The sequence below is a fragment of the Streptomyces sp. NPDC058291 genome, from assembly GCF_042880855.1.
Taxonomy (GTDB): Bacteria; Actinomycetota; Actinomycetes; order Streptomycetales; family Streptomycetaceae; genus Streptomyces.
In genome coordinates, this window is the sequence record NZ_JBHVYK010000019.1 from 86040 (window position 1) to 102618 (window position 16579).

General features: G+C 73.1%; 15 protein-coding genes and 1 pseudogene. 8 read left to right on the forward strand and 8 right to left on the reverse strand.

Annotation, left to right across the window (positions count from 1 at the left end):
- Positions 1-43 precede the first annotated feature (43 nt).
- The gene (locus ACFVYK_RS12800; protein ID WP_389772292.1) at positions 44-1735 is read right to left on the reverse strand and encodes a DUF885 domain-containing protein; all 1692 of its coding nucleotides are present in this window, start codon (positions 1733-1735) and stop codon (positions 44-46) included.
- Positions 1736-1804: 69 nt separating this feature from the next.
- Entirely contained in the window at positions 1805-2296 is a 492-nt protein-coding gene (locus ACFVYK_RS12805) for an Lrp/AsnC family transcriptional regulator (protein ID WP_109000896.1), read from the reverse strand.
- 60 nt (positions 2297-2356) lie between these two features.
- Here ACFVYK_RS12805 and ACFVYK_RS12810 point away from each other — a divergent pair, with 60 nt between their 5' ends.
- Positions 2357-3697, forward strand: coding sequence for a trans-sulfuration enzyme family protein (locus ACFVYK_RS12810; protein WP_389772295.1), 1341 nt, complete (start codon positions 2357-2359; stop codon positions 3695-3697).
- Positions 3698-3764: 67 nt separating this feature from the next.
- Here the strand turns inward: ACFVYK_RS12810 and ACFVYK_RS12815 are convergent, their stop codons facing one another.
- The 3 genes from ACFVYK_RS12815 to ACFVYK_RS12825 all read right to left on the reverse strand — a co-directional run bounded on the left by ACFVYK_RS12815 (position 3765) and on the right by ACFVYK_RS12825 (position 8257).
- Complete coding sequence (locus ACFVYK_RS12815) at positions 3765-5135, reverse strand: GNAT family N-acetyltransferase (RefSeq protein ID WP_389772341.1); 1371 nt, start codon at positions 5133-5135, stop codon at positions 3765-3767.
- Between the two features lie 255 nt (positions 5136-5390).
- Positions 5391-6977 (reverse strand): alkaline phosphatase D family protein, encoded by a 1587-nt coding sequence (locus tag ACFVYK_RS12820; RefSeq protein WP_389772298.1) that lies wholly within the window; start codon positions 6975-6977, stop codon positions 5391-5393.
- Positions 6978-7426: 449 nt separating this feature from the next.
- Entirely contained in the window at positions 7427-8257 is an 831-nt protein-coding gene (locus tag ACFVYK_RS12825) for an alpha/beta fold hydrolase (protein WP_389772301.1), read from the reverse strand.
- Between the two features lie 357 nt (positions 8258-8614).
- On the opposite strand from ACFVYK_RS12825, the gene ACFVYK_RS12830 reads away from it, so the two are divergent.
- Entirely contained in the window at positions 8615-9376 is a 762-nt protein-coding gene (locus ACFVYK_RS12830; protein ID WP_389772303.1) for a GntR family transcriptional regulator, read from the forward strand.
- Positions 9377-9520: 144 nt separating this feature from the next.
- Here the strand turns inward: ACFVYK_RS12830 and ACFVYK_RS12835 are convergent, their stop codons facing one another.
- Positions 9521-10678 carry an ROK family transcriptional regulator gene (locus ACFVYK_RS12835; protein WP_389772306.1) on the reverse strand — a complete coding sequence of 386 codons (1158 nt, stop codon included), beginning with the start codon at positions 10676-10678 and terminating at the stop codon, positions 9521-9523.
- Between the two features lie 283 nt (positions 10679-10961).
- Between ACFVYK_RS12835 and ACFVYK_RS12840 the strand changes: the two genes are divergently transcribed.
- On the forward strand, positions 10962-11336 hold the full coding sequence (locus ACFVYK_RS12840; RefSeq protein WP_389772308.1) for a hypothetical protein: 375 nt from the start codon (positions 10962-10964) through the stop codon (positions 11334-11336).
- A gap of 30 nt (positions 11337-11366) precedes the next feature.
- Here ACFVYK_RS12840 and mug read toward each other — a convergent pair whose 3' ends face one another.
- Both mug and purB read right to left on the reverse strand, forming a co-directional pair.
- Complete coding sequence (gene mug, locus ACFVYK_RS12845) at positions 11367-11912, reverse strand: G/U mismatch-specific DNA glycosylase (protein WP_389772344.1); 546 nt, start codon at positions 11910-11912, stop codon at positions 11367-11369.
- Positions 11909-13351 (reverse strand): adenylosuccinate lyase, encoded by a 1443-nt coding sequence (gene purB, locus ACFVYK_RS12850; protein WP_389772310.1) that lies wholly within the window; start codon positions 13349-13351, stop codon positions 11909-11911. Before purB ends, mug begins: the two co-directional genes overlap by 4 nt.
- A gap of 300 nt (positions 13352-13651) precedes the next feature.
- Between purB and ACFVYK_RS12855 the strand changes: the two genes are divergently transcribed.
- The 5 genes and pseudogenes from ACFVYK_RS12855 to ACFVYK_RS12875 all read left to right on the forward strand — a co-directional run bounded on the left by ACFVYK_RS12855 (position 13652) and on the right by ACFVYK_RS12875 (position 16477).
- A complete protein-coding gene (locus tag ACFVYK_RS12855) occupies positions 13652-13948 on the forward strand; it encodes a hypothetical protein (RefSeq protein WP_389772313.1) in 297 nt (98 codons plus the stop codon).
- A 115-nt stretch (positions 13949-14063) separates the two neighbouring features.
- Positions 14064-14405, forward strand: coding sequence for a hypothetical protein (locus ACFVYK_RS12860; RefSeq protein WP_389772315.1), 342 nt, complete (start codon positions 14064-14066; stop codon positions 14403-14405).
- Complete coding sequence (locus ACFVYK_RS12865) at positions 14402-14767, forward strand: DUF6907 domain-containing protein (protein ID WP_389772318.1); 366 nt, start codon at positions 14402-14404, stop codon at positions 14765-14767. The genes ACFVYK_RS12860 and ACFVYK_RS12865 overlap by 4 nt, the downstream gene beginning before the upstream one ends.
- Before the next feature lie 190 nt (positions 14768-14957).
- A pseudogene (locus ACFVYK_RS12870) lies at positions 14958-15758 on the forward strand (hypothetical protein); the annotation flags it as partial.
- Positions 15759-16159: 401 nt separating this feature from the next.
- A complete protein-coding gene (locus tag ACFVYK_RS12875; protein ID WP_389772320.1) occupies positions 16160-16477 on the forward strand; it encodes a hypothetical protein in 318 nt (105 codons plus the stop codon).
- Positions 16478-16579 lie beyond the last annotated feature (102 nt).

The window sequence follows — 16579 nt, forward strand, 5'->3', positions numbered from 1 at the left end:
CCCGGTTCGCCGGGCGGTCCCGAGCCGCCGACGGCGCCGGTGATCAGAGCCGGGCGAGCTCGTCCACCAGGTCGTCCAGACCCAGCGAACCCTGCGAAAGGGCCGCCATGTGCCAGGACTTGAGGTCGAAGGCGTCGCCGTGGCGCTCGCGGGCCTTCTCCCGGCCGAGCAGCCAGGCCCGTTCGCCGAGCTTGTAGCCGATGGCCTGACCGGGGATCGACAGATAGCGGGTCAGCTCGCTCTCGACGAAGTCCGCCGGGCGGCTGCTGTGCCCGCCGAAGAACTCCTGGGCCAGCTCGGGCGTCCAGCGCTCACCCGGGTGGAACGGCGAGTCCGCCGGGATCTCCAGCTCCAGGTGCATGCCGATGTCGACGATGACCCGGGCCGCGCGCATCATCTGCGCGTCCAGGTAGCCGAGGCGCTGTTCGGCGTCCGTGAGGAAGCCGAGCTCGTCCATCAGGCGCTCCGCGTACAGCGCCCAGCCCTCGGCGTTGGCGCTGACCATGCCGACGGAGGCCTGGTAGCGGGAGAGGTCGCCGGCGACGTGCGCCCACTGCGCCAGCTGGAGGTGGTGGCCGGGGACGCCCTCGTGGTACCAGGTGGAGACCAGGTCGTACACGGGGAAGCGGGTCTGCCCCATGGTGGGCAGCCAGGTGCGGCCCGGCCGCGAGAAGTCCTCCGAGGGGGCCGTGTAGTACGGGGCCGCCGCGCTGCCGGCCGGGGCGATCCGCGACTCCACCTTCCGCACCCGCTCGGCGAGTTCGAAGTGGGTGCCGTCGAGCGAGTCGATCGCCTGGTCCATCAGGCCCTGCAGCCAGTCCCGGACCTCGTCGACGCCCTCGATGTGCCTGCCGTGCTCGTCGAGGTGGGCCAGCGCCACCCAGGGCGTCGGGGCCCCCGGCAGGATCTTCTCGGCCTCCTTCCTCATCTCGCCGAGCAGCCGGTGGTACTCGGCCCAGCCGTACGCGTACGCCTCGTCGAGGTCGAGGTCGGTGCCGTTGTAGTAGCGCGCCCAGCGGGCGTAGCGTTCCCGGCCCACGGTGTCGGGCGCGCCCTCGCAGGTCGGCGCGTACACGTCGCGCACCCAGTCCCGCAGGTCCACGACCGCCGCGGTCGCCCCGCGGGCCGCCTCGTCCAGTTCGGCGCGGAGCGCCTCGGGTCCCGTGGCGACGAAGCCCTCGAACCAGCCGCGGCCCTCGCCGTCCGGGTCCGACCACTGGGTCAGCTGCTCGACGAACGTGGCGGTCGGCCGCGGCGCGGCGTACAGCTTGCGCTCCAGGCCGAGGGAGAGGGACTCCCGGTAGCCGGCGAGCGCCGCCGGCACCGCGCGCAGCCGCTCGGCGATCGCCGCCCAGTCCTCGTCGGTCCGGTTGGGCGTCACCGTGAACACCTCGCGCACATGATGCGCCGGCGTGGACATGTTGCCGACGGCGCGCAGCCCCTCGTCGGCCTCGTGCACGGCGAGTTCGGCGGTCAGGCGCTCCCGCAGCAGGCGGGCGCAGCGACGCTCGACGTCACGGTCCGCGCCGGGCCTGTGCTCCGCCTCGTCGAGCTTCGTCAGGGTGTCCCGGGCGAGCCGCGCGAGCGCCTCCCGGCCCGCGGGCGAGTAGTCCGGCAGACGGCTCGAACTCTCCTGCACGCCGAGGTAGGTGCCGGTCACCGGGTCGAGGGCGATGAGGTCGTCGACGTAGCCGTCGGCGACCTCGCGGGGCAGCGGGTTGCTGGTCTGTGACATGCGCCCCATCCTCGTACGGGTCGGCCGCGCACGTCACGGCGTTTGTCCTGAAGGCGCCGGCGGCGCACCTCACGGCGTGGGCCCGGGGGCCGTGGACGGCAGCAGCGGACCGCAGTCCCACTGCTGGAATATCAGCCGGGTCTCGACACGGGCCACCTCCCGCCGCGACGTGAACTCGTCGAGGACGAGCCGCTGCAGATCGGCCATGTCCGCGACGGCGACATGGACGAGATAGTCGTCGGGCCCGGTGAGATGGAAGACCGTCAGCGCCTCGGGCAGCGCCCGGATCCGCTCCACGAACGGCCCCACCAGCTCCCGGCGATGCGGCCTGACCTGCACCGACAGCAGCGCCTGCAGACCGCGCCCCAGCTTGGCCGGATCGAGCCGCAGCTGATGCCCGAGGATCACGCCGCTGCGGCGCAGCCGTGTCACCCGGTCCAGACAGGTCGAGGGCGCGACGCCGACCTGCGCGGCGAGGTCGCGGTAGGTGGTCCGGGCGTCGTTCTGCAGCAGGCGCAGCAACTGCAGATCGACCGGGTCCAGTACGACGGATTCGGCCATCGGCCGAACGTAGCACGGTGTCCCCCCTGCCGAACCCGTGCGATGTTCACTCTGCGGTCCATGGACTCATCCGCTGCGAGCACGCACGCATACGACGGCGTACGCACCTCTGGAGCGCCCCGCGCACTGGCCACCGAGGCCGTGCACGCCGGCCGGGACGACCTGGCCCGGCAGGGCCTGCACGCCCCGCCGATCGACCTGTCCACCACCTACCCGTCCCACGACAGCCGCGCCGAGGCGGCCCGCATCGACGCGTTCGCCGCGACCGGCGCGGAGCCGGACGGCCCGCCCGTCTACGGCCGGCTGGGCAATCCGACGGTCGCCCGCTTCGAGACGGCGCTGGCCCGTCTCGAAGGCGCCGAGAGCGCGGTCGCCTTCGCCAGCGGCATGGCGGCGCTCAGCGCGGTGCTGCTGGCGCGCGCCTCGACGGGGCTGCGGCACGTGGTCGCCGTGCGCCCCCTCTACGGCTGCAGCGACCACCTGCTGACGGCGGGACTGCTCGGTTCGGAGGTCACCTGGACCGACCCCGCCGGGATCGCGGACGCCCTGCGGCCGGAGACGGGGCTGGTCATGGTCGAGACGCCGGCCAATCCCACGCTCGCCGAGGTCGACCTGCGGGCCGTCGCGCACGCCTGCGGCTCGGTCCCGCTGCTCGCCGACAACACCTTCGCCACGCCCGTGCTGCAACGCCCGGTCGAGCAGGGCGCGCGGCTCGTCCTGCACAGCGCCACCAAGTACCTCGGCGGTCACGGGGACGTGCTGGGCGGCGTGGTCGCCTGCGACGAGGAGTTCGCCGGGGTGCTGCGGCGGATACGGTTCGCCACCGGCGGCGTGCTCCATCCGCTGGCCGGCTATCTGCTGCTGCGCGGCCTGTCGACGCTGCCGGTGCGGGTGCGGGCCGCCTCCGCGACCGCCGCCGAACTGGCCCGGCGGCTGGCCGCGGATCCGCGTGTGGCCCGCGTGCGCTATCCGCGCATCGGGGGCGCGATGATCGCCTTCGAGGTGCACGGCGACCCGCACGAGGTGATCGCCGGCGTCCGGCTGATCACTCCGGCCGTCAGTCTGGGCAGCGTCGACACGCTCATCCAGCATCCGGCGTCCATCAGCCACCGCATCGTCGACACGGGGGACCGCCGGGGCGCGGGCGTGAGCGACCGGCTGCTGCGGCTCTCGGTCGGGCTGGAGGACGTCGAGGACCTGTGGGACGACCTGCGAGGAGCGCTCGGCGCGGGCGCCGCGGCTTCTCCGGCCGGCGCGGCCGCCTCCCTCGGTTCGGCCGGTGCAGCCGGTTCGGCTGGTACGGCTGGTACGGCCGCTTGGGCAGGTCCAGCCGGTTCGGCCGGTCGGGCCGGTTCCGAAGAAACGATTCCCTCGCCGGAGCGCGGCACCGCCGCCGTCTGAGCGGCGCCCGCGACGCGGGACGGGCCCGGCGGTGAGCCGCCGCCGGGCCCGTCCTCGCACCGTCGTCTCAGTCGCGGGTGACGCGTTCGTCCCGGCGTGGGGACGCCGACTGCGCACCGGCCCTCTGCAGCCGGGCCGTGATGACGAGGGTGCCCTCCTCGATCTGGTAGTCGAGCGGGAGGCCGAGACCGCGCATGGCGGCCACCATCCCGGTGTTGGAGGCCTGCGTCACGGCGTACACGCTCTCGCATCGCGCCTCGACGGCCATCGCCACCAGCCGGCCGAGCAGTTCGGCGCCGATCCCGCGCCGCTGCCACCGGTCCTCGATCAGCAGCGCGACCTCGGTCTCGTCACCGTCCCACAGCAGATGGCCGAGGCCGACGATGCGGCCGGACGGCGTCTGCACGGCGAGGGTGCGGCCGAAGCGCGGGCTGAGCAGGTGGTTGAGGTAGCGGTCCGCGTCGCCGACCGGCCCGTGGTAGCGCATCCCGAGCGTGCGCGCCGAGCACCGCTCGTGCATCGCCTTCGCCGCCTCCAGATCACCGGTGTCGGCCCGGCGCACGGTGATGTCGCCCCCCTCGGGCAGCGTCAGCACGTCCTGCCCGCGCGGGATCCGCGGTCCGAGGCGGGCGTCGAGTTCCACCAGGGCACGCGCCCGGGCGAACTCGGTCGGCGTGAACGGCAGGTACGGCCGCTCCACGGTGATCACTCCGCCTTCCGGCGCCCGCAGCCGCATCACGGTGTCCTCCAGCACGCCCTCCACGGGCACGCCCTCCGCGCCGCGGCCCCTGATGCTCGACGCGGCGGGCAGCGAGCGGATCGTGCACCGGCCGAGCAACTGCCTCAGCGCCAGAGGCAGTTCCGCCGCGTCCAGCGCGGTACGGGTGGCCAGGCCCAGGACCCGGGTGGGCGCGTCCACCAGATCGTGTGCGTCGGCGCGCTCGATCCAGGTGCCGTCACCGCCCGCCAGGGAGACGGCCCGGGTGATCTCGGCGGCCGCGAGCTCGCCGGGGGATCGCAGCAGGAACTCGTCCACCGTGTCCTCGCCCAGCGGATGCGTCTGCAGGCTCAGGATGTCCACCCGGTGAGCGGCGAGGGCGGCGCAGAGCGCGGCCAGCGACCCCGGGGCGTCCTTCACCGTCGTCCGCATCCGCCACAGGGAACTGCCTCCGGCGACCCCCGAGGGCAGCTCCGCCGGCCCGGCCTGCTGCTCCGCGGAGAGCGGCCGGGCGCCGGTATCGCCGGCGGGCGGAGCGTGACCGTGGCGCCGTGCCCACCAGGTGTGGAACCCGGCCGTGGCCACGAGCACGGCGGCGGAGACGGCCAGCAGCACCGGACCGTCCGGTCCGTGTCCCACCAGGTTCGCGATGCCGTCGGCCACGGCCACGGCCGTGAAGAGCGCGGCGAGTTCCACCACGTCCCGCCGCCAGTGGTGCACCGGGCGTCCGTTCTTCGTGCGCGTCACATCAGACATGTCTCGAGTCATGCGCCCACTGTGAAGGAACGGTGTTGCGTGATCACGAACGATTTGTGACTGATGGGTAAAGGCTACGAATGCCCGTTATGTTAATCCTTCTACGATCATGGTCAGGATCAGGATCGCGATCGCCGTGCCGCCCGGGGATGCGACGGCGCCGCGCACCGGGGGATGACGCCGGTGCGCGGCACGGTTTCGAGGGTACGGGACGCCGGACTACTGCCCGACCCGTCCCGGCTGGAGCACCTGCGTGAACAGCACGGTCCCGTCCTGCTCCCGCAGACGCACCGTCAACTCACCGCTGTCGCCGTCGATGTCCACCTCGCCGAAGAACTGGTACCCGCCCGCGGGCGACACGTTCGACGCGGTCGGCGCCTTCACGAACACCCGCTCCGGGCCGAAGGTGTCGTCCAGCGCGCTCGCCGGGAAGGCGCCCGCGTTGAGCGGGCCGGAGACGAACTCCCAGAACGGCTCGAAGTCGGTGAACGCGGCCCGTGAGGGCTGGTAGTGCTGCGCCGAGGTGTGGTGGACGTCGGCCGTCAGCCACACGGTGCCCGTGATGCGCCGGTGCTTGACGTACCGCAGCAGCTCGGCGATCTGCAGCTCACGGCCCAGCGGGGCGCCCGGGTCCCCCTGCGCGACGGCCTCGATGTTCGCCCTGCCCTCGGTGGCGTCCGGCACGACCAGCCCGAGCGGCATGTCGGCGGCGATCACCTTCCACACCGCGCGCGAGCGCGACAGCTCCCGCTTCAGCCATTCCAACTGCTCGGCGCCCAGGATGCCCTGCGGATCCGTCCGCTGGTCGTCGGGCGAGTTGGCGTTGCGGTACGTGCGCATGTCCAGCACGAACACGTCGAGCAGCGGGCCGTGGCGCACGACCCGGTGGACGCGGCCCTCCTTGGCGCCCGGACGCTGGGTGGAGATCGGAAAGTACTCGCTGAACGCCCGCCGGGCGCGCCCCGCGAGCACGTCGACGCTCTTCTCCGTGTAACGGGCGTCGGAGTCGGCGATCACCTCGCCCGGGTACCAGTTGTTGCGGACCTCGTGGTCGTCCCACTGGACGACGGACGGCACCTGGGCGTTGAACCTGCGCAGGTTGTCGTCGAGCAGGTTGTAGCGGAAGTTGCCGCGGAACTCCGCGAGCGTCTCGGCGACCTTCGCCTTCTCCTCGGTGACGACGTTGCGCCACAGTCTGCCGTCGGGCAGCGCCTGGGTCGCCGTGATCGGGCCGTCGGCGTAGATGTTGTCGCCGCTGCAGAGGAAGAAGTCGGGGTCGAGCTTCGCCATCGCGTCGTAGATGCGGTAACCGCCCAGCTCGGGGTTGATGCCCCAGCCCTGCCCGGCGAGGTCCCCGGACCACAGGAAGCGAACCCCGCGCCGGCGTCCGAGGGGCGTGGTCCTAAATGTTCCGGTCACCGGTTCGCCGGTGCGGCGCGGGTCGTCCGGATCGGCGAGCAGCACCCGGTAGTGGATCTGCTCGCCGGCCGGCAGGCCGTGCAGACGGGTCGTGCCGGTGAAGTCCGTGCCGGCGCCGAGCAGCGGACCGTGCCAACGGCGGGCGCCGCGGAAGGACTCGGTGGCCGAGGTCTCGACGATCATCCGGGCCGGGCGGTCGGAGCGCACCCACACCAGCCCGGAGTCGGCGGTCACGTCCCCGGTCTGGACGCCCCATCCCGCGCCGGGCCGCCCGGACCGTGCGAAGGCGGGGGCCGCGCCGACGGCGGCGGGCAGGGTCAGGGCCGCGGACGCGGCGAGCGAGCCGCGCAGGACGCCGCGGCGTCCGGGGAACGGACGGTGGGACATGGAAGGGCCTCCAGGGGCGGGAACCGGCCGGTGTGCACCACCACACCTACTGGTGCGCCGCAGCGCGCACGGAAACCACGAGTGAACAACCGGCCGCGCCGCCGCGGGGATCCGACGCGCGGCACCGGCCGGCGGCCTCCCGCATCAGCCGAACACCGTCCCGTATCCGCGCGGGCGACAGGTGCGCGTAGCCGAGCACGAGGCGGGCTCCGGCGCCCTCGCCCCCGCCGGTCCCCGCCCAGCCCGTACCCTCCGATCCGCCGGCCTCCTCCGGCCGTTCGCCCGCCGCCCGGCCGTCCACCGTGCGGGACCCCCGGGTGCCCGTCGGGGCCGCCTGCGCCGCGCCGCTGGTGGGAACGGGCTCCTACGGCCCCGCCCAGGCCGCCGGCAGCGCCCTCGTCGGGGCCGGGGTCGCCCTGGGAGCGGGGGTGGCGGACCGTGCCGTCGTCTCAGCGGCTGCCGTCGAGGAGCACCCGGGCGACGAGCGCCGGGTCGTCGTTCATCGGGCAGTGGCCGCAGCCCGGCAGCCGCACCAGACGCGCGGCCGGGATGATCTGCTTGACGCGCACGCCCTGGCGGCGCACGAGCAGCCAGTCGCGGGTGCCCCAGCCGACGGTGACGGGCACGCCGGGCAGGTCGTCGGTGAACCGGACGGCGGCGCCGGCCCGCAGGGTCTGGTCGAACCCGGTGGCCTGGGCCAGGGCCAGCGTCTCGGCGACCACGGCCTCGGGTGAACGGCGGCCGGGACGGGCGTAGATGGTGCTGGTGAGGGCGGTGCGGCCGGCCGCCGTGCTCGCCAGCCGCTCGACGAGGGGCAGCGGCAGCCGACGGGAGATCCCCCGCATGGTGACCAGGACGCCGAAGGCGTAGCGGCGCTCCGCCTCCGACCAGAAGCCGGCCGGGGACAAGGCGGTGACGGTCCGCACGAGCTTCTCGCGTCCCAGCTCCAGGGCGAGCAGGCCGCCCAGGGAGTTGCCCGCGACATGGGGGCGGTCGAGCCCCAGCGCCTCGCAGAAGGCCCCGAACACGGCGGTGGTCGTGGGCAGGTCGTAGGCGAGGCCGTCCGGCAGGGCGGGGGAGACGCCGAAGCCCGGCAGGTCCACCGCGATCACGTCGCGTTCGGCGGCCAGGATGTCCACCACCGGGTCCCACGCCTGGCGGTGGTGGCCGATGCCGTGCAGCAGGAGCAGCGGCTCGCCCTTGCCCGCGCGCGTGTAGGACACGGTGACCGGCAGCGGGCCGCCGGGGGAGGGGACCGTGAAGGAGACGGTGGCGGACATGGGAGCTCCTCGTCTGGACTGGCCGGTGGACGCCGTAGACAGCTTGTCAGCAATTACTACCGGCGGGTAGGCCCCAGCTGAGTGAACGCGCGAACTCCCCTCCCGGGCCGGATGTGCGGGACGTCGGGGGAGCTTTTCGCCGTACGGCGAGCACGTTGCCGCAGTGTCACCAGGGCACGCCCGCACGAACACTCCGTAAACGCTTTCCCCCAAGAGCCCCTTAGGCGACCACGGGGGTCGAGGATTGGTCTTGACCAAGGGTGGGGGTCGCCCTATGGTCGCAGAGAAGTACAACAACCTTTAATAAACAAGGGCGCGAAAAAACGCCGCCGGACCACGGCGATTGCGGAGGACAGGGTGGGGACCACGCAACTGGAATCGGTACCGGAACCGAAGTACTGGCAGCTACGGACGGTGCTCACCGAAGCGCTCGACTCCGAGTTCACCGTGGGTGAGATCCTGCCCAACGAGCGAGAGCTGGCCGCCCGCTTCGGGGTCGCCCGCGCGACGCTCCGCCAGGCGCTGGAGCAGCTCGAACTGGAAGGCAGGCTGCAGCGCCGCCGCGGCGTCGGCACCACCGTGGCGCCGCCGCGGATGGGCGTCGCCGTCGGCGGCGAGCGGCAGCTGTGGCCCGGCGCCGACGACGAGGCCTGGCAGCCCGTCGACTGCACCCTCGCCGTGCCGCCCGCGGCCGTCGCCACCGCCCTGCAGACCGCACGCGACCAGGCCGTGCACATCGTGCGCCGCTCGCGGGTGTCGGACGGCCAGCCCGTCGCCGCGGAACTCCTCTACATCCCCCCGGCGTCACTGCCCGACCCGGCCGCGCTCGACGCCCCCTCGGAGGCGGCCCGCGCGCGTGCGGCGCTGGGCGAGCTGCAACACCTCGAACTGCAGGGCCAGGACCGCGCGGTGGAGCTCGGCTCGGCCCGCGCGGACGACGCCAGGGAACTCGACCGGCTGCCCGGCGCACCCGTCCTCGTCGTCACCACCCGCTTCTTCGCCGAAGGCCGCACCGCGGCCCTCTCCGTCGCGACGTACCGCGCGGACACCTGCCGGCTGACCTTCGGCGCGTCCGGCGGCGTGGAGATACACCACGGTCCGGAGCACCAGGCCTCCTGAACGCCCCGTCCGCCCGGGGCATGAGCGGCAGGCCCCCTGAACGGCCTGCGTCGACACGGGCGGACGTCCGTGCCGCGCCCCGGCACCCTCCGGTGCGCGGCACGGCGCGGCGCCGCACGGGCGGGCGCCGGGACATGGCCGGCCTCAGCGCCGCGCCGTCACCGTTCCCTCCACCGCGAACAACTGCTCCTCCACATGATCGAGGGCGAGTCGCAGCGCCCCCGTGGCCACCGCCGCCTCGCCGAGCAGCGACAGGGCCACCTTCGGCGGCCGCAGGCAGTAGCGGGCCAACTCGTCCCTCAGCGGGGGCAGGACGCCGTCGAGGCCCGCCGCCCAGCCGCCGACCACCACCAGCTCCGGGTCGAGGGCCAGCACCAGCGCGGCCACGTCGTGCACGAGCCGCTGGATGAAGCGGTCCACCGCTGCCCGGGCCCGCTGGTCACCGCCCCGGGCCTGCGCGAACACCGCCGCGACCGCCGGCTCGTCCAGCGGATGCAGCGGCTCGTCGGTGGTGGACAACAGCGTCTCCGGCGTCACCTCACGACCCAGCAGGTGCAGCGCGCCGATCTCCCCGGCCGCCCCGCCGTACCCCCGGTGCAGCCGCCCGCCGATCAGCGAACCCGCTCCCGGACTCAGCCCGGCCAGCACGAACACGACGTCGTCGGACTCGGTGGCGACGCCCTTCCAGTGCTCGGCCACGGCCGCCGCGTTGGCGTCGTTCTCCACCAGCACCGGGCACTTGAAAGAGCGGCTCAGCCGCTCGCCCAGCCGCAGCCCCGTCCACTCCGGCAGCGCGGTGCCCAGCCGCACCGTGCCGTCCGCCTCGACGATCCCCGGCGTGCCGACCCCCACCGCCCGCAGCGAGCTGCGCGGGACGCCGGCCCGGCGCAACAGCTCCGCCACCGCGCCGCGCAGCCGCTCCAGCCGCTCGTCCGCCGGCGCCGACTCGTCCACCTCCTTGGACTGCGCGCCCAGCAGCCGCCCGTCCAGGTCGGCCAGCAGGGCGGCCACCCGGTGCGAACCGATCTCCAGGCCCAGCAGATGCCCGGCCTCCGCCCGGAACCGGAACCGTCGCGCGGGCCGCCCCTGCCGCCGGGTGGCGCTCTCGTCCGCCGCCTTCTCCACGACGAGGCCGGCCCCGATGAGGTCCTCGACGACACCCTCGACGGTCGGCCGGGACAGCCCCGTCACGCGGGTGATCTCCGTGAGCGTCGCGCAGTCCGCGGCACGCAGCGCGTGCAGCACCACCGCGGAATTGATCCTTCGCAGCAGCGAGGGATCCCCGCCGGTCAACTGCCCCAACGTCCGTCCTTCCAGCTCGTGCGGTGTTTGGGCGGATCGTACTCGGCGCGGCGGACCCGGGCGAGTGCCGGATCCGTACCGATGCCGTCACGCACCGTTCCTCTCGGCCCGGTTTCCTCGTCGCACGCCACGGTCAGCCGTCAGCCGTCAGCCGTCAGCCGTCAGCCGTCACGGCTCAGCGGTGGTGCCCGCGGGTGCGCAGCGGGTGCGGGCGCTGAGCGGGTGAGCGGACCGCGGACTGACGGCCCGCCAATTGTCAGTGGGGGCGGGTTTACTGGATCGCATGGACCTCGACAGCCATCTCGTCGGCACAGGCCACCGCACGGCGGCCCTCGCGACCAGTCACGGCCTCGTGTCGGCGGACGCGGCGGTGCGTCTCGCGGAGGTGGAGCGGTTCCATGCGCAGAAGGAGTCCCTGGCAGGGAAGTTGACGCAGCGATGGGGCGAGCCGGACCACATCGGTCTGCAGACGGTCCGGCTGCGGACCGCGACCGAGGCGATACCCGAGCCGTGGGCCGAGCTGAGCCTGCGGGTGGGGGACGTGTACCTGTGGCACGTGCGCGAGCACGGCCGCTGGGCGGCGCTGGGCGTGGCCGATCTCGACCCGAGTGACGAGATACAGATCCTCCTGGTCGTCACGGACACGGCTCCGCCCTGACGGTGCGGCCCTGACGTCCCCGGCCGGCGGTCAGTTCTGCGCCGCCGCCCGCAGCCGGGCGAACTCCTGCGCCATCGTCGCCGCCGTCCAGTGCGCGTTCAGGCCGCTGGGGTTCGGCAGCACCCACACGCGGGTGTCCCCGATGAGCCGTTCCTGCGGCCCCACCACGGCCTTGCGGTCGTCGAAGGCGGCCCGGTAGGCGGTCACGCCCACGACCGCCAGCCAACGCGGCTTCAGCGCCGTGACCTTCGCCGCCAGCAGCCGCCCGCCCTCGCGGTACTCCTCGGCGCTCAGCTCGTCCGCCCGGGCCGTCGCGCGTGCCACCACGTTGGTGATGCCGAGCCCGTAGGACAGCAGCTCCCGCTGCTCGGCCGGCTTCAGCAGCCTCGGCGTGAAGCCGGACAGGTGCAGCACCGGCCAGAAGCGGTTGCCGGGGCGGGCGAAGTGATGGCCGGTCGCCGCCGTCATCAGACCCGGGTTGATGCCGCAGAACAGCACGCGCAGACCACCCGCGACGACGTCCGGCACGAGACGGTCGCGGGCGGCCTCCAGCTCCGCCTGGGTGAAACGCGTCAGAGGATCGCTCCCGGGGTGTAACCGGCCGCCTCCGGCCGCTGCTTGACGATCTCCTCGATCCGGCCGACCACGAGGGCGACCTGTGCGGCCGCGGCACCCGTGAACGACAGCTTGTCGGCCATCAGCGCGTCGAGCTGGGAGCGGTCGAGCGGCAGGCGCTCGTCGGCCGCCAGCTTGTCCAGCAGCTCGTTGCGCTCGGCGCCCTGCTCGCGCATCGCCAGCGCCGAGGCCACGGCGTTCTCCTTGATGGCCTCGTGGGCCACCTCACGGCCGACGCCCGCGCGCACGGCGCCCATCAGCACCTTGGTGGTGGCGAGGAACGGCAGGTAGCGGTCGAGCTCGCGCGCGACGACGGCCGGGAAGGCGCCGAACTCGTCGAGCACGGTCAGGAACGTCTCCAGCAGACCGTCCAGCGCGAAGAACGCGTCCGGCAGCGCGATCCGGCGCACCACCGAGCAGGACACGTCGCCCTCGTTCCACTGGTCGCCGGCCAGTTCGCCGGTCATCGACGCGTAACCGCGCAGAATGACCATCAGGCCGTTGACCCGCTCGCAGGAGCGGGTGTTCATCTTGTGCGGCATGGCGGAGGAACCGACCTGGCCGGGCTTGAAGCCCTCGGTCACCAGCTCGTGGCCGGCCATCAGCCGGATGGTCTTCGCCAGCGAGGAGGGGGCCGCGGCGAGCTGCACGAGCGCCGTCACGACCTCGTAGTCCAGCGAGCGCGGGTAGACCTGGCCGACCGAGGTGAAGGCCTGCGAGAAGCCCAGGTGAGCGGCGATGCGGTCCTCGAGCTCGGCCAGCTTCCCGGCGTCGCCGCCCAGCAGGTCGAGCATGTCCTGAGCGGTGCCCACCGGGCCCTTGACGCCGCGCAGCGGGTAACGCCCGAGCAGTTCCTCGACCCGGCCGTAGGCGACGAGGAGCTCGTCGGCGGCGGTGGCGAACCGCTTGCCCAGGGTGGTGGCCTGCGCGGCCACGTTGTGCGAGCGGCCGGCCATGACCAGCTCGCCGTACTCGCCGGCCAGCTTGCCCAGGCGCGCCAGCACGGCCACCGTGCGGTCGCGGACCAGCTCCAACGAGAGGCGGATCTGCAGCTGCTCGACGTTCTCCGTCAGGTCGCGGGACGTCATGCCCTTGTGGACCTGCTCGTGCCCGGCGAGGTCGTTGAACTCCTCGATGCGGGCCTTCACGTCGTGCCGGGTGACCTTCTCACGCTCGGCGATGGAGGACAGGTCCACGGTGTCGAGGACGCGCTCGTAGTCGGCGATCGCGGCGTCCGGCACCTCGATCCCGAGGTCCTTCTGGGCCCGCAGCACGGCGAGCCAGAGCTGACGCTCCAGCTTCACCTTGTGCTCGGGCGACCAGAGCGTGGCGAGCTCGGCGGAGGCGTAGCGTCCGGCGAGGACGTTGGGGATGCGGGGCTTGGCGGCAGCGGAAGTCACGTGGACGGAGTTTACCGTCTGTCCATACAGGGGCCGAACCGTCCGTGCGATGTAGGAATGCACAGGTCAGAGCGCCGTCAGGCAGCTACGCGTGCGCTCGTCCGTGAGACGAGTGTGAGACGGGTGTGCCGTCCACCTCGGGCCCATGACGCTCCGAAGTCGCCTCGCATTCGTGTTGCTAAGTAGGAACGCATGCTGTTAGATAAGACCAACGGCCCCCAGAAAAGGGGGCGGCCCCAACCCGGTGCGCTAACACCGTGAAGGGGCCTGACGGATCACCTGAGTACACAGGAGACCGCTGTGCAGAAGTCTGCCATGCCCACGCCGTCCGTCGAGCACCTGATGGACACCCCTCTGCCCGTGCTCATCAACGAGCTGGGCGTCACCCTCATCGACTCCGACATCGCCGACGCCGACTTCTTCGGCGCCGTGGTCCAGCGGAAGACGGGTGAGCTGCTGCTGACCATGCCGCGCGACCGTAGCGAGCTGGAGCACGACACCGTCGCCCGCTACCTGCTCGCCCAAGCGCTCGGGATGGACGTGCCGCCGATGCCGGCCCCGCTCACCACGACGCGCACCGAGGGTGGTGTCGCCTGATGCCGCGCCGTAACCGCAACGTGCCCGCCGACCGCCGACCGGGCCTGCTGGACGAGCTGACCGCGCAGACGGTGCGCCGCCTGAACCGCCAGGCCCGCCGTAAGGGGCGTGCCGCGTGAACGAGCAGCTGCCCGTCTTCGGGCCGACGGAGGTGTTCGTCGACGAGGACGTCACGCCGGCCGTGGTGGTCCGCGTCGCCTACGCCCTCAGCCGCGAGCAGCTGCTGACGGCGCTCTCCATCGGCTTCACCGAGATGAACCCGGACCGCGACGCCGTGAACCTGACGGTGGACGAGGTGCGCCGCGAGGTGGAGGGCTGGCTGCACGCCGCGGCCGTCTACGAGCTCGACCGGTACGTGACGCAGGGCCAGCTGACGGCGTACCCGCCCGAGCAGCAGGCCGTCATGGATGCGCTCGCCGAGGCCGTCGAGCGCGCGTATCCGGGGGTGGACCGGTGAGCCGCACGGTCGTCGTCGACACCGTCGACCACGGGCCGGTGGAGTTCGACGAGCCGGGCTGGTGCGTCGGGCACGGCGCCGAGCTGGGCGGCCTGACGTTCCGGGACGACATCACGCACAACAGCGTGCGGGTGAAGGCGGGGGCGACGACGGAGGCGCACGGCTGGCTGCCGATGATGCACGCCCGTATCTCGTGGGCGCCTTTCCGTGAGCTGGTGCCGGTCGTCTCCGTGGTCCTGGACCTCGAGCACGACTTCCCCGCCGAGGACGTCCCCCACGTCATGCAGGGCCTCGCCGACTGCATCAAGCGCCTGGACCAGGTCGCCACCGAGGCGATCCGGCTGCGGGGTGAGATCGCGTGAGCTCCCGCTGGCCGGTCCGCCGGCCGACCGAGCATGCCGCCTTGCGTGCGGTGTGCCGGTCAGCCCGGCCCCTCCCCCCTGTCCCTGTCCTGATGGCCGCGCTGGTCGACGCTGTCGAGCGCCGTGACCGTGAGGGCTCCTGCCTGGCCGCGCACCGTGTCGTGCGCGCCGCCGCCCCGGAGGTGGGCGAATGAACACCCTGACCACGTGGGCACATACTCACCCGTGGGCGGCCGGCGCTGCTGGCGTCGCCGTCCTGGCCCTGGCCGCGATCCTGCTGCGGCCCCTGCGCCGCACCCCGGCCGCCGTGGCGGTCGCCGCCCTGGCTGCTGCCGCCTGCACCGCCTACAGCGCAGACACGTCGTGGCGCTTCGCCGAGCACGAACTCGGCATGACCTCGACAGCCGAGCGGACCGCCATGTTCGCCGCGGCCGAGCTGGCGCTGCTGGCAACCGCCCTGATGGCCCGGCAGAACATCCGGACGCAGGGCGCCCCGGGTACGCCTGGTGCACTCGTGTGGGCGATCACCGGAGTACAGGTCATCCCGGCGTACTCCGAAAGCGGGTTCGTCGGCGGAACCGTCCGTGCTGTGGTCGGCCCCGTACTCGCCGCCATGCTTTGGCACCTGGCGATGGGGATCGAGCTGCGGCACGCCAAGCCGGACGCCGAGTCGGTCGCGCTGCTCGCTGTGCTCGCTCGTGAGCTACGCGAGCGGCTGCTGTCCCGGCTCGGTCTCGTGGTCCGTGACCGGTCGGCCGAGCAGATCTCCCGCGACCGGTGGACCGTGAAGGCGGTCGCCCTGGCCACGAAGCTGTCCGAGATGAAGCCCGGTCAGCGTGGCCGTGCCCGGGTAGCCCGGCGCCTGTCCGTCGCCGTGGGCAAGGCGCAGGCTGGCGCTTCCGACGAGCAGCGGCAGAAGCTGCTCGACCTGCTGGCGGCCCGCCGACACGCGGCCTCCCTTGCCACCATCGATCTACCGTCACCGTGGTCCGCCGAGGCGACCGTCGACCGTGGGGACATGACCACGGTTGCCGACCTGCATGGGGCAGAGGGCCACGCAGGTGTGACCGAGACGGTCACGGTTGCCGAGCTGGCCCCGCTGGTCATCCCGGAGCGCCCGGTCCAGTTCATGTGGGACAGCTTCAAGGAGGAGGACGCCCCTGCCCCGGCCGCCGAGGTGACCGCTGCGGTACCCGCCGAGCAGGCCCGCCAGGTGGTCACCGAGGTTGTCACGCTCACCCCGGCTGAACTGCGGCGACAGGCCCGCCGGATGAATCAGGAAGTGGTCAGGTCGACTCGCCGTCCGGTGACCATCAAGGCGCTGCAGGACGAGTTCGGGCTGTCGCGCCGTGACGCCACCGACCTGCGCCGCGAAGTGGTGGAGGCCCGGTCATGAGCGACGCCCTGCAGAAGGCGGAGGCCGCCGTCACGGAGGCCGCCGACAACACGGAGATGGTCCGGATCGTCGCCGCCGTCCTCGCCGCCCAGCAGGCACAACAGCAGACCCCCGTGGTGCAGCAGACCATGCAGCCCGTCCAACGGCCCGTCGGTCTGTACGTCGCGGCCGGCCTCGGCGGCGCGGTCGCCCTGTCCTTCCTCGCCATGGCCGCCGCTCTCCTCGCGGTCGCCGTCGCGGTCGGCGCGGTCTGCGCGACGGTCTGCCTGCTCGTCCTCAAGTCGATGCTCGCCGACTTCCGGCGGGGCCGCTGACCGACCCTTCCGTCCCCCGCGGCGAGTCCGCGGGGGTGCGGTGGGGCCGGACAGCCCGGCCCGTGACCCAGAGGAGACCGACATGCGATTCCGTACCAGCCC